The organism is Bacillus sp. AFS077874, from assembly GCF_002566505.1.
In the GTDB taxonomy this organism is placed as follows: Bacteria; Bacillota; Bacilli; order Bacillales; family Bacillaceae_G; genus Gottfriedia.
In genome coordinates, this window is sequence record NZ_NUYF01000001.1 from 101,584 (window position 1) to 114,052 (window position 12,469).

Here is a 12,469-nt window from a genome sequence, read left to right on the forward strand (position 1 = left end):
TTAATCTAGTTCGTTAGATGTTATTACCTTACCACATGTGATTTAAGTGTGCTATTATTTCAGAATTTTCCAACTGACCAGCAAAAATATCGTAATACTGAATATCATTAAACAAGTATAAAAGACAAATTGTCTCATATTTTAATAAAGTATGTACTAATTCATTTATCTGTTTCCCTGTTCAAATGTCGAATTGTGCTTTTAAATATTTTGTAAATTCTAAATAAAATGTATTTTATTTTCAACATTAGTGTGTTACGATTCAACTTGTGTGTTACTGGATATTTTTACCATAAGGGAGGAAAACATGAATGTCGTGGTTTACAAAATGGGCCTTTAATAATAAAGCCGCCATTACCTTTTTATCCGTTCTCATTTTATTAATTGGAGTATTAAGTTATAAAAAGCTTCCAATGGAATTCCTACCTGCTGCAGATCAACCAATTGTTTCTGTCATTGTTATGGGCCAAGGTACTGATTCGAAAACAATGGAGGATCAAGTAACTACTCCGATTGAAAGTGCTGTCTCTGGTGTGAAGGGAAAAAGTCATATTTATTCAAGCACAAGCAATGGTTTTTCAAAAATTGATGTATATTATGAATCAGGAACAAATATGAAGGACGCTAAACAAGAAGTCCAAGAATCTTTAAATAAAGTCACACTACCTCAAAATGTTAGTAAACCTACAATTGTTCAATTAAACACTTCCATGATCCCTATCGCAGATGTTGCAATCACTTTCGAGGATGGATTAAGTCCGAATAATATTGATTTTGCAAACAAAAAAGTTATTCCCTATTTCAAAGACATAAAAGGCGTAGCTGACGTTCAAACATACGGTACAGAAAAATCTTTTGTTTCTGTAAAAATCGATAATGCGAAGCTAGCACAGAATAAAGTATCACTAGAAACTGTCATGGGTATTATTCGCGGCCAAAATTCTGCAGTTTCAGTTGGCGAAGGTATTATAAATGATAAAACTAGTAATATTAAAGTCGTTGGGAATTTAGATAATATAGACAAAGTAAAGAATCTTACGGTCGCAGATCATGTTAAATTAGCTGATATTGCAACTGTTGAAGTAAAAAAGCCAGCTAACAATCTAACAAGAATCAACGGAAAAGACGGATTATTATTAATCGTCACGAAGGATAGTAATTCTAATGCAGTTAGTATTACAAAGGATGTAAGAGAAGCTACTAAACACTTAAATAAAAAATATAAAAATATGAATTCAGATGTCATGGTCGCAACATCAGATATGGTTAAAACTTCTGTACATGCAATGATTAAGGAAGTTTTACTTGGTGCATTATTTGCTACGATTGTCATCATGTTATTCTTAAGAAATGTACGTTCAACACTAATTACCATAGTTTCCATTCCGCTATCGCTATGTTTAACATTATTTTTACTTGCAGAGTCTGGCATTACACTGAATGTTTTAACACTCGGTGGAGTAGCAGTTGCAGTTGGACGATTAGTTGATGATAGTATTGTCGTTATTGAGAATATTTTTAGAAAAACTCAATCAGAGAAATTTTCAGTTCAAATGATTATTGATGCTACGAAAGAAGTCGGAAGTGCAATTACAGCCTCTACTTTAACGACTGTTGCTGTATTTTTACCAATAGGAATTATTAGCACGGGACTTAAAGATTTCATGCTTCCATTTGCCTTAACCATTACTTACTCTTTATTAGCTTCATTGTTTGTTGCATTGACCGTCGTTCCATTATTAAGTGCATTCTTCCTTAAAAAGGCTAAATTAAAAGCTCATAATCCTTCAGTACGATATAAAAAAGTTCTTACTTGGTCATTGAATCATAAATGGGTAATTATAGTCGTTTCATTCTTATTATTTGTCGGCTCAATTGGTACTTACTTCGCTATGCCAAAAGGTGCAACAGATAATTCTTCTTCAGATTTTGTTCAAACAACTTTAACGTATCCGAGTGATACACCCGTCGAAAAAGTAAAAGAAAATACTCTTAAACTAGAAAAGTATATTCTTGAACAAAAAGGAATAAAAGGAGTTTACACCCAATTAGGAAGTACAGCTGATGCTGCAAAATATGGAGATGTCCGCTCTACTACCCAAGCAATCTATTTAATTACATTAGATGATAAAAAACTGACTGATCAAGTTGTAAAGAAAATCAATACGCAAAAATCTAACTATGCGGATGCAGAATTAAGTACAATGGCATCTAGTTTATTTGGAGGTTCTAAAACTCAAATTACGATCGATGTTGTCGGAAATAATTTAAATGATTTAGAGAATACCGCAAGTGAAATTAAAAATAAAATCAAAAATATTGATGGGGTTAAAAAGGTAACAACAAATGAGGAAGATAAAAAAACTGTTTATTCATTAGAGATTGACCCTTCAAAAGGTAATGCTGAGCAACTATCGCAACAATTATTTGTTATGTTGAATCGAACGCCACTTGGAACAGTTACGATTGATCAACAACCGACTGATGTTTATCTTGAACCAATATTAGAACCTAAAACACCTGAGGATATTAAATCAGTACCGATTATGACTAAAGCTGGAATGATTCCAGTATCATCAGTAGCTACACTAAAAGTCGAAGAAAAGTCTACTAATCTATATCATAAAGATGCCGATCCGTATTTAAGTATATCTGCCGAAGTAAAGCCAGATAAGCTTTCAAAAATTAATGCAGATTTAAATAAAGTTATTTTTGGAGATAAAAAATCAAAAGGCATGAAAATTGCTGATGGTGTAAATGTATACATTGGTGGTGCCCTTGCACAACAATCACAAGATTTCTCAGATCTATATATGATCATGCTTGTCTCTATCGGATTAGTTTTCCTAATCATGATTATTACATTTAAAACATTCCGTGCACCTATTGCTATACTATGTTCTTTACCTTTAGCGGCGATCGGAGCTGTGCTTGGATTAATTATAAGTCGTATTTCAGTTGAACCAACTGCACTATTAGGAGCACTGATGCTCATCGGAATTGTCGTGACAAACGCAATCGTATTACTAGATCGAGTAAAACAAAAAGAAAAACAGATGATTCTACGTGAAGCAATTATCGATGCTGCAGTAACTCGTATTCGACCAATTCTTATGACGGCTGTAGCTACAATTTGTGCAATGTTACCATTACTATTCAAAAAAGCCGAAACCGGTAGCCTTGTATCCCAAAGCCTTGCAGTTGTCGTAATTGGCGGATTAACTGTTTCAACATTATTAACACTAATTGTCATCCCTGTTATTTATGAATTACTTTATTTTAGAAAATCTAAAAAACAGCGTAACCAACAAGATACTAGTAAACCAGTAAGTTTGTAAATAAACAAGGGATATCTCGATGTTTTTGAGATATCCCTTATTTTTAGTTAAAGATCTGTCACAAACACTTTACGAACTCGGCTTAATTCAAATAAAAAACACAAGGAAAATAAATTAACCTTGTGCTTGTTTATACCACCATCAACTTCCTGGAGGTTTTGGATCATCTTCCTTCTTATTGAATGCGTAAATTTCATTGTTTGGCGAATGATGGCTTTGAATCGTATTTATTCCTACACTCACCAGCACAGTCATAACTAGAGAAAGAGCGATAAGTTTAATCTTCTTTTTCATCTGAGAACTCCTTTATTATGTGTCTTCTTCATTTGATGTAAACTGATTTGTAAATACTTATTAGCTAAAAGTGGGTCGCCTTCTCTTTGGTAATATTCGGCTATTCGTTCACTGTATTCATAAACCTTCATTCGATTACCGCGTTTCTCCATAATTGGTAAGCCGTCTGACATTAAATACCGGATTAATGCCTTCTCTTCGTTTTTTGCTTCAAAATATAATACTCGTAATTTCACATATTCTAATTTTGTTGTATCTTTGAATGACTCTAGTTCATGTTCTAGCATATTCACAACTTGTTCATTTTTTTGAAGCTTTAGCAAATGAGTAGCAATATTTCCTAATGTAAGGTAATAACTCTCAGTATATTTCTCTATTAATGCAAGTGATTTATAATAGCACTCCAACGCTTTTTCTGAAAAATTTTGAGTACCATATAAAAAACCTAAATTATGCCAAGCCATTTCTTCAATTGTTGTGTTTTGTATTAATTCTGCATCATCTAGTATTTCTTTTAATAAATTTTCTGCTCTTTCATATTCACCTGTTTCAGTTAAATGAATTGATAAAATTGTTTTCACATCTAACATTCTAATAATATTATTCCTTTTTTTGAAAACTTCTAGGGCTTTATTACCGAAATAGATTGCTAATGCAGATTGTCCTAATCTACAATGCATTAAGGATTTTAAATAATAATATTCCGTTATGTCATCTCGATACAGTTTCCTTAAATCTTTTACTTCTTCTAGTAAGTCTAAGGATTTAATAAAATTATTCCTTTTATGATTAAAAATTGCATTTAATACATTCCAAACAAATAGTTCAAACTCAGAAAACATCTTCGTATTTTGACCCATTTTTTCAATTATTTGCTCTGCCAAATCGACCTGATTTAAAAACAAAGTATACCTTAGCATGTATAATTCATATACATAAAGCAATTCCGTATACTGGACAAACTCCTTATATTCCGTTAGGTCTTGATAGAGTGTATTTGCTTTTTTATGATGCAGTCGTTCAATTGCGTCATAGAACTCCTGTAGTTTTATTTTTATATGACTAACTTTATTTTTTTCATCTTCAACTGATATACCTAACTTCATACACAATAAGTTTAAAGTTTCGATATTAACTTCTTTTGAGTTGTTCTCAATCTTACTTAAATGAGAAATTGAACAAATTCCATCACATAGTTGCTCTTGTGTCATCTGTTGTTTTTTTCGATGGTAATTAATAATTTTTCCAATTTTCATAGGTATTTTCCTTAAATATTATTTTAATATTATTAATATTCATTATAGTGTAAAACTACTCCTATTTCATCTTACATTTTTTCCCAAGATTATAAAACTCTAATTATATATATATACCAAAAAAAACATAGAGTCGAATTCAGACTCTATGCTAGTAAATAATTATCTATAATAAATCAATCTCTTTTGGTAGTTTAACAGTAGATAAAACCAGCGTCTCTTTTACTCGATCTTTAGCGTAGGAAGAATTGTTTAGTATCTCGTAATCAAGATACCCAGGATGACACATGACTTCAACAGATTGACCGTCCTGAACCCGTGTTAATATCTTTTCAAAATAGTCATCTGTCACGCCTTCCCCGTAGAAATCATGAAGAAAAACATCCGTAAAAGGAGCGATTCCTTGTAAAGCATTTTCAGAAATGCGTCTAGCACTTAAATTATATTTTTGAGCTAATTTCTGTACGACTGGTAAAAACTCAGGCACGGTATGCACATGGTGGTGGCTATCAAAATGAGTTGGTTTTAGTCCCGATTCTAAAAATTTTTCTATTTGTGCAGTCCATTCTCTTTCTAATTCATCTAGTGAAATATTTTTATTTTCGAAGAATTCATGTCTACTTTTAAAGTTACCATTTCCATTAACAAGTGTTGGAACATCATCTAAAAGTGGCTTTCCACAAGTTAAAACAAGATGGATTCCTACTTGAAGGCTTGGATTTTCTTTTGCTAACTCTACTGCATGACTTACGCCGGGCATATTCATCATCATCGTAGCTGAGTTAACAACTCCATTTTTATGTGCATCAATTATTCCATAATTAATTCCCCTTGAATAACCAAAATCGTCTGCATTTACAATTAATTTAATCATTTAACTTTCACCTCTTTAAAAAATTGAGGTAAAAATTTTTTATGTGCTTCTAGCATTTCATCAACAATTTCCTTTGCAACTTTATCTGATGCAACTAACGGGTTAATCGTTAATGCTAGAATGGCCAAGTCATAGTCACCTGTTACCGCAGCTTCACAAGCAACTCTTTCAAATGATTTGATTTGTTGAACGAGCCCTCTTACAGATACCGGTAGATCTCCCATTACAATTGGTTTTGGCCCATCCTTTGTGATGACACAGCTTACCTCTACCGCTGAGTCATTGGGAATACTAGCAATCGAACCATTATTCATCGTATTAACCGGTTGAATATCACCTTTATCATTATAAATAGAAGAAATTAAGCGAACCGCTGCATCACTATAATAAGCTCCGCCTCGTTTTTCGAGCTGAGGTGGTTTGATTGATAAATTTGGATCTTTATAAAGTTCAAAAAGATCATCCTCTAATTTTTTAACAACCTCAGCACGAGTTCCTACAGTTTCGGCATTTTTGATATCCTTTTCAACCATTTCACGCGTTTTATAATAATAGTTATGATAAGGACAAGGTAGTGCGTTTAAAGCACGAAGAAACTCAGGTTCCCATCCATATCCTTGAATATTCTTAACAAAACTAGAGTTTTCTGGATTCGTTAATAATTCAATGACTTGATCTTTTACACTTTCGCCGTCAACAAATACATCTAACCCATAAACCATATGATTTAATCCAGCAAAATCAATCCGTACACGAGAATGCTCAACTTTTAATAATTTGGCAATTCCCATTTCCATTCCGATTGGGACATTACATAAACCAACTACTTTTCGATGGTCAGTGTAACGAAGTACCGCCTCAGTAACCATACCAGCAGGATTTGTAAAATTAACTAACCACGCATTTGGACATAGATCCTTCATATCTTTTACAATATCTAAAATGACTGGAATTGTTCGCAAACCTTTAAATAATCCTCCTGGTCCATTTGTTTCTTGACCAAGTACACCATATTTTAAAGGTATTCTTTCATCCTTTGCCCTCGCATCTAACAAACCAACGCGAAATTGAGTTGTAACAAAGTCAGCATCTTTAAGTGCCTCTTTTCGATCAAGTGTCAAATGAACTTCTACAGGAAGACCTGCCTTTTGAAACATTCGTTTTGCTAATTGACCAACAATCTCTAATTTCTCTTTGCCTTCTTCAATATCTACAAGCCATAGCTCTCGTAATGGAAGCTCATCGTACCGTTTAATAAAACCTTCTACTAGCTCTGGAGTATAACTTGATCCTCCACCAATTGTCGCAATTTTGATCGATTTACTCATACTATGTAAACCCTCCTCTTATTGGTTGCTTACTTCTTGCCGCAGTTCAATAATCTCTCTTGCTAAATCTTTAAGCGTCATTGCTGTCATTAAATGATCTTGTGCATGAATTAATAGAATTGGCGTATCAAAATCTTGTCCACCAGCCTCTGCCTGAATCAATTGAGTTTGATAGCGGTGTGCTTGACTAAACTCGCGATCTGCCTCTGCAAGCTTCTCAAAAGCTAGCTCAAAATTCTTTTCTTTTGCTGCATAGATTCCCTCCATTGAAAGACTTCTCGCATTTCCACTATGCAAGATTAACTGAAAGGAAAGGTTGTACAATTCTTCTTTTGTCACTAGAATCACACCCTTTATTAGAATGTAAGAAAACAATACCAAGAGCCTGCCTATTGGCAAGCTTCATGTGTTTTTACCAAGAATCAATAATCTGAGTACTGAGACTTATTGAAAGCGCTTGTCTTTCGAGGCGCTAAGTCTGATGAGGAGCGGAGTTACCATTAACGGTAATGAAGCAGCACCACAGGCAGACGAAGCAACGAAGAAAGCGAGCGCTTCTCAAAAGTCTGGGCAAGCACCTTTAAACATTATGCATTTCTTATTTTGGTGAGCCTTGTTCAGTTTGTAAGTTTTGTTTATCCCACATTCTAAAGAATGGGAAGTAAATTAAGAACGCTATAACAAGATTAATTAATTGCATTGCAGAGCCTCTCCAGTTACCTCCAGTTGCTAGCCAACCGCCGATAATTGGTGGAGTCGTCCAAGGAATTGCAATACCATGTGTTTTTGGAGCAAATCCCGTTTTCATTCCTATATATGTGGTTACAACAAGTACTAATGGCGTTAGAATAAATGGAACTAAAAGCAATGGATTCATTACTACAGGCGCACCGAACGTAATTGGTTCATTAATATTGAAAATACCAGGTCCAATGGATAGCCTTCCTAGTTGTTTTGCATGCTGACTCTTTGCAAATAATAGCATCATAAGTGCAAAACAAATTGTTGCTCCAGAACCACCCATGTAGATGAAGATATCAAAGAATTGTTGTGTAACGACATTTGGCATTGCATGATGAGCTTGAAGAGCTAAACGGTTTGCATCAGTTGCTGCTAACCATACTGGACCCATTACACCACCAACTATTGCCGCACCGTGTAAACCAACTGACCATAATAATTGAATTAATAATACGGCAATTAACGCGCCAGCTAATGATCCACCAAGTCTACTAAGTGGATCTTGTAATAGATCCCCAACGACATTGTGCAGCGTTTCATAGTGTGTATGTTCAATTAATAAACGAATGATCCATACTAAGAAAATAACTAGAAATGCAGGAAATAATGCAACGAATGATTTACTTACACTAGGTGGTACACCCTCTGGCATCTTAATAACAAAATTCCTTTGAATGACCCATCTATAAATTTCAGTTGAGAACAACGCGATTATAATAGCAACAAACAGACCCTTACTTCCTAAAAACGCCATAGGTAGTACTCCGCCTACTTTAATAGCAGCAGTTGCACCATCTGGTGTAAACATTGTGAAGTATGGTGTTGATAAAATGAACGAGGCAATCGAGATCGCACCAGCATTCAATGCATCTACTTTATAATGTTCAGCGAGTCGATATGCGATACCAAATCCTGCAATGAGCGCCATTATATCAAATGAAGCACTTACCGGATAAAGAAGCTTTGTTTGCCAAGCGGCACCGAATGTTTTTGCCATAAAATCTGGATATCCATCAAACGGTAAGAAGCCTAAGATTAAGAAAATAGAACCGACAATAATAAGAGGCAGTGTTAAAATAATTCCATCACGTAATGCTTGCAAGTGTCTTTGACCTGCAATTTTTCCAGCAATAGGCATTACTTTCTCTTCTAACATTTGAGTAAAGTTGGCCATCACAAATCACCCCTAAATGAAATTATGAACCTATTAAATCGATTGCAAATTTCAGGACCTCTGCTCCTTTACACATCCCGTAATGAACCGGATTGATGGCATCAACTGGTATTCCTTTTTGTAAACCTTCTTTTTTTAATTGTGGGAGAAGATACCTTACTTGGGGACCTACAAGTAATACATCTGCTTGATCAAGATGATTTTTAACATCATTAGCACTCACTGCCCAAATCCTTGCATCGATTCCTTCAGATTTTGCAGCAGCTTCCATTTTAGTAACTAATAAACTTGTAGACATACCGGCAGCACAACATAATAATATGTTCATTTAATCCCCCTTTCTCTCTAAAGGAAACGCTTACAATACAATTAAACTTCTACTAACAAGCAGAATTTACCCCTTACCTCTCTCCCTCTAGAATTTTAATCTCAAGAAATATATATTCGCCATTTTGGACATTAGGACAAATATAAAAAATATTTTTCCACTAATTGAACGCTATAAATTCCTGCTCCTAAAGTCGCTTAAAATAAAGCTTTGTACAAGCCTAAAGTATGATAACTTGTCAGACTAAACTGACAGGAATTTGCATTTAAACTACATGAAAAAAGTCTCGCATTTGTAATAAATAATCCATGTATTTTGAACTGAAATGCTAGTTTGAAATTCCTTCCATTTTTAAATCTAGTAAAAAAGGAAATGAGTTTAACTCAAACCATTTCCTTTTTATCTTCATTATTATTAGGAAAATCCTTAAAATTAAATAGAGGACTTAAGTTCCATACTTAAGTCCTCATCGTGTTAAATATAAAATGAACAATTATTAATGATGAAATTATCATTTATTGGGTAATCACTTAATGGTTTTAAATTATAATATGTTTGAGCAATTTTATGATTTTAATAACACTAGTAAGATTTTTTTCAGTAGTTAAAAATATTGAATGAGCTAATTTTAAAAAAACAAATTCAATTAATTAGTTTATTAATTAATGTTCGATATTAATTGACCTACAAACTGATTAATAAACAACTGTTGGATACTCTTAGTAAAGGATATTTAATTAGGATTTTATTGCAGACTTTTTTTGATGAATAAGTTGATTGGAACAAAAGGGATGCTCGACTCCTATGGGATAAGCGGGAAGGCTGAGACCCCGCAGGCTCTCGCCGAGGAGGCGAAAGAATCTCGCCCCATGGAAAGCGAGCATCCTGCAGTGGAAATCAACATCACTCTACTCCTTTACGAAAATTTGGTAATTTAATTGATAAGGCTTTTTTTCACCAGCGTAAGAGGACTTAAGTTACATACTTAAGTCCTCATCGTTAAAAAAGTATGAGCCTCAGTCGTAGTTTTCGACTAAGACATTCAATTTTTTAATCTGTTCTTCTACACCAGTATCCGCATTTACGAATATTTGATATGTGTCATTACCTCTTGTTCCTACAAATTCATAGCAAAGTACTTCTTGATTCAATTTATTTAAAATGATCGCTTTGCGCTCTTCCATTATTTTTAAGTTTGAACTTACACTATTTCTCGCTTCTTCAACCGATATTTTCGGCTTTGAAATCGTTCGTTTTGTATATGCTGCTAAGTAATTTCTTGATGAAAATCCTACAATACTTCCGTCATCAAGTGCAATTTTCATCGTAACAGATTCAGGATAGATTCTTACACCATCCTGCTTTGTTACATATGTAAATACACCAATCGTATCATATTGTGAGCTTTCAGTTAGCTCCATATTAGAGAATTTATTACGTACTAAAAATTTAAGCCCATTAATAGAAGCCTGATTTAAATCGATTTTTTGCGCCTTAATATTTCGACGATCAATCACCCAAACTGGATATCCTCCTTTTTCGGTAATATCCATATAAATTTCGCTATTTGTTTTTGGTTCCCTAATTTCTAAGCTATAATACCGATCTGCTAATTTTTCACCTGTAAGATCCACTTTTATTTGTGCTGTACTATTTAATTCAAGAAACTTTTTCGCAATGTCCTTCGCTTGCTCTGTCGTTATTTTTTCTCCTTTCACATTCGAAAGGCTAGCACGATTTACTTTATAATTTGTCAGTGAAGGATCTGCATTTGCATCGGAATATGTCATTACATTCCTTTCCACTGTCTTAAATCCATCAATAATTACATTATTTTTCGGATTTTGATCTTTTGCATAAGCAAGCTCTACATCCATCCAACGTAATTTATTCTCAAATACCATATGCTGAACTTTCCTAATCTCACCTTGAATTTCAGCAGAGTTATCATATAACTTTTGCAGTGTTGCGTATTCATTTTGGGTCAAAGGTTCTTTATCTAAATCTCTTACTGCAGTTCGATAACTAAAATCGCCAATATTTGTTAGAAATTCCTCCGTTTTATTAACTGGTAATAGTCTCAAAGGAAGTTGCCCTACGTTTGATCTAGCTTGAGAAGTTAGTCCCCATACTTCGACTAGTGCTGGAGAGAGGGATGACTTTGATTTCATTGCTAAAGTATCGCCAATTTTATCATGTAATAAATCTAATTCATAAGATAGTTCATGAAATGCCCGTTGATAGTTGTTTTCTGCCTGGATATTTATTTCATTTTTAGCCTTATGCTCTGTATAACCCCAGTATGATGTTCCGATAAGTCCAATTGCTAACACGCCTATTGCAGCTTCCTTAATCACTTAAAACACTCCTTTCTTATCGGCAAAATATATGTCTACCAATTTGTTTGATTTGTGGTCTGCTCCAAATCCAAGCACTTGTCGCTGTGTCTGGATTAAAATAATAAAGTGCACTTTCACTAGGATCCCAACCATTTACAGCGTCTAAAACAGCTTTTTTGGCCGTCTCATTTGGAGTTAAATAAATTTGTCCGTCAGACACTGCCGTAAATGCACCCGGCTCAAAAATAACACCTGACACTGTGTTTGGAAACGATGGATTGCTAACGCGATTCAGAATTACTGCAGCAACTGCTACTTGTCCGATATATGGTTCACCACGTGATTCACCATAAACTGCATTAGCCATTAGCTGAATATCATTTTGCGAATAACCATTCGGAACATTTGATCCAGCACCTGCATTTTCACCTTTTTCATATTTTGTAGCTTTTACGAGCATCGCTTTTGTCTTAGCTCCAACAATTCCATCGACAGGCATTCCGAAATTATTTTGGAAATTCCTAACCGCCCAATATGTGTTGTATCCAAATACCCCATCGACCTTGCTAGTGTAATAACCGTTGTATTTTAAACGAGACTGTAATTCAATAACATCTTCTCCTGTAGCACCCATTTGAAGGACTTGGCTTGTAAACGCATTTACGCTATTAAGTTGAACATTACAAAAGAAACTAAAAAATACGATTAGTAATATTAAAGGACCTTTTAAGAAAACTAGTTTCCTCATCTCAAACCTCCTAAAGTATAATTATCTCTTTTTGTATTTTTTTCAAGAA

General features: G+C 34.1%; 11 protein-coding genes. 2 read left to right on the plus strand and 9 right to left on the minus strand.

From position 1 onward, the window contains the following. The first annotated feature begins 311 nt into the window (after nt 1-311). Nucleotides 312-3,338 carry an efflux RND transporter permease subunit gene (locus COJ46_RS00465; RefSeq protein ID WP_098565586.1) on the plus strand — a complete coding sequence of 1,009 codons (3,027 nt, stop codon included), beginning with the start codon at nt 312-314 and terminating at the stop codon, nt 3,336-3,338. Nucleotides 3,339-3,479: 141 nt separating this feature from the next. On the opposite strand, the gene COJ46_RS24250 is transcribed toward COJ46_RS00465, so the two are convergent. The 5 genes from COJ46_RS24250 to COJ46_RS00485 all read right to left on the minus strand — a co-directional run bounded on the left by COJ46_RS24250 (nt 3,480) and on the right by COJ46_RS00485 (nt 7,429). Continuing rightward, nucleotides 3,480-3,632: a hypothetical protein gene (locus COJ46_RS24250; protein ID WP_176522634.1), complete on the minus strand. Its 153-nt coding sequence runs from the start codon at nt 3,630-3,632 to the stop codon at nt 3,480-3,482. Then, entirely contained in the window at nt 3,629-4,888 is a 1,260-nt protein-coding gene (locus tag COJ46_RS00470; RefSeq protein ID WP_098565587.1) for a helix-turn-helix domain-containing protein, read from the minus strand. The genes COJ46_RS24250 and COJ46_RS00470 overlap by 4 nt, the downstream gene beginning before the upstream one ends. Before the next feature lie 166 nt (nt 4,889-5,054). Further along, nucleotides 5,055-5,762 (minus strand): chitin disaccharide deacetylase, encoded by a 708-nt coding sequence (gene chbG, locus COJ46_RS00475; protein ID WP_097978235.1) that lies wholly within the window; start codon nt 5,760-5,762, stop codon nt 5,055-5,057. Further along, the gene (locus COJ46_RS00480) at nt 5,759-7,090 is read right to left on the minus strand and encodes a 6-phospho-beta-glucosidase (RefSeq protein WP_097978234.1); all 1,332 of its coding nucleotides are present in this window, start codon (nt 7,088-7,090) and stop codon (nt 5,759-5,761) included. The genes chbG and COJ46_RS00480 overlap by 4 nt, the downstream gene beginning before the upstream one ends. 18 nt (nt 7,091-7,108) lie before the next feature. After that, nucleotides 7,109-7,429, minus strand: coding sequence for a PTS sugar transporter subunit IIA (locus COJ46_RS00485; protein ID WP_097978233.1), 321 nt, complete (start codon nt 7,427-7,429; stop codon nt 7,109-7,111). A 142-nt stretch (nt 7,430-7,571) separates the two neighbouring features. On the opposite strand from COJ46_RS00485, the gene COJ46_RS24825 reads away from it, so the two are divergent. Further along, complete coding sequence (locus tag COJ46_RS24825; protein ID WP_286133633.1) at nt 7,572-7,700, plus strand: hypothetical protein; 129 nt, start codon at nt 7,572-7,574, stop codon at nt 7,698-7,700. Here the strand turns inward: COJ46_RS24825 and celB are convergent. The 4 genes from celB to sleB form a co-directional block, all read right to left on the minus strand. After that, nucleotides 7,689-9,005: a PTS cellobiose transporter subunit IIC gene (gene celB, locus COJ46_RS00490; protein ID WP_097978232.1), complete on the minus strand. Its 1,317-nt coding sequence runs from the start codon at nt 9,003-9,005 to the stop codon at nt 7,689-7,691. The two genes, COJ46_RS24825 and celB, sit on opposite strands and share 12 nt — an antisense overlap. Nucleotides 9,006-9,027: 22 nt before the next feature. Beyond that, nucleotides 9,028-9,333 carry a PTS sugar transporter subunit IIB gene (locus COJ46_RS00495; RefSeq protein ID WP_069035316.1) on the minus strand — a complete coding sequence of 102 codons (306 nt, stop codon included), beginning with the start codon at nt 9,331-9,333 and terminating at the stop codon, nt 9,028-9,030. Between the two features lie 1,016 nt (nt 9,334-10,349). Further along, nucleotides 10,350-11,690, minus strand: coding sequence for a germination protein YpeB (ypeB, locus tag COJ46_RS00505; protein ID WP_097978231.1), 1,341 nt, complete (start codon nt 11,688-11,690; stop codon nt 10,350-10,352). Between the two features lie 16 nt (nt 11,691-11,706). Then, entirely contained in the window at nt 11,707-12,420 is a 714-nt protein-coding gene (gene sleB, locus COJ46_RS00510) for a spore cortex-lytic enzyme (protein WP_097978230.1), read from the minus strand. Between the last annotated feature and the right edge of the window lie 49 nt (nt 12,421-12,469).